The following is a 1,284-nucleotide window of genomic DNA, read 5'->3' as shown; positions in this document are numbered from 1 at the left end:
ATACCAACCGCAGCAAGTGCCAGTAGCCTCTCGCGCTCGCTCCCTGAGGTGAGCGACCAAGGATGCCCGATCTTTAGCACCGACATGACATGCAGGGTCAGACTAATCCGGCGCAACCGTCTGGGATCCTTCGTGGCGGCAGCCGTCTTCAGAGCTTCCGCGCCGCGTGCAGCTCGAGCACGAATTCTGCCTGATACATCGTTGGCCGAATACTTTGCCGCGAGTGTTTGACCGCAGGTTTCGCATGTCATCGACCACGCCAAGCGCCAATGGCGGAGGACCTGATCGGGTGATTTCGCGACACAGCCCGGGCAGAATTGGAAGTCATGCCGCGACACATTTTGCACACCGTGATGCGTCGCATCTGGAAGGGTCATGGCCGCAATCTCATGCCGGGTCAGTTGAACTGCCGAGCAGAGGCGAAGCCAGTCTATCTGTCCGAGATCGTTGATACCTTCCGGCACCCTGCCCCGCTCCAACCCCAGATAGCCGCAAAGCTCTTCAACCGAACAATGATTGGCCTTGGCCAGTCGCCCGATCCAGCTGGACAGAAGCTCATCGCGCGCCGGCGGTGGCCGAAACGGTAGCGGTCTGACGCTCACCCGAATGCAGCGGCGGGTTGGCGAGGAATGCTCCAGGCGTGCTTCGTCCAAACCGGTTGCCAGGCCTGAACCGCTTCGTCCGTGATCCGCTCTTCTCCAGTCTCGATCGCATCGATAGCCAGGGACTTGATCATGATGAACACGCGCGAGGTGACACCGCCGGTCACTTTCAGGATCGTCCGTAGCGACGCCACTGTCAGGCCTGACCGCTGTTCGAGCGCCATCGCGGCAATCAGTGTCTGGATTAGCCGGGAGAACTCCACATCATCTTCCCAAAGCGGCAGATAGTGTTCGTCCAGACGTCGGGCCAGCTGGTCGTCTCCTCGAACCGCTTCCAGGGCTTCGTTCACACCGAAGACGACGAGCGAGGCACAGAGATCGTTGGCGAGGAACCGGAGCATGTTCAGGAAGCGGCGTTGCTCCCGATAGCTGCCAGCAAGCAGATTGTGCACCTCGTCGATCATCAACATCCTAAGGTCCATGTCCCGAAGATGACTGAGCGCGCGCACCTCGAGCTCGGATACGGTATGCCGGCCCCACATCGGCGCCCCGATCGTTGCCAGGATGTGCTGATAGAACCGTCTTTCATCCGGCGCGGGCGGAGCCTAGAGCGTGTCGCGTTTAATCGGTTCTGTACCCTGTGGCCTGGAAGAAGTTGTAGCATTCCTCATCGGTGAACAGG

General features: G+C 60.0%; 1 protein-coding gene and 1 pseudogene. Both read right to left on the bottom strand.

Features of this window, described 5'->3' with window-relative positions:
- Positions 1-602, bottom strand: a 602-nt coding sequence (locus AC2FLM_RS15990; protein WP_496859115.1) for a TniQ family protein, incomplete at its 3' end; no start/stop codon positions are given.
- Positions 599-1,195: pseudogene (locus tag AC2FLM_RS15985) on the bottom strand (TniB family NTP-binding protein); the annotation flags it as partial. The pseudogene AC2FLM_RS15985 and the gene AC2FLM_RS15990, both read right to left, overlap by 4 nt.
- Positions 1,196-1,284: the final 89 nt, after the last annotated feature.

The organism is Ruegeria sp. SAZD011 (assembly GCF_059612545.1).
The sequence above is the reverse complement of the archived record's forward strand: the minus strand, read 5'-3'. Positions and strand labels throughout refer to the sequence as shown.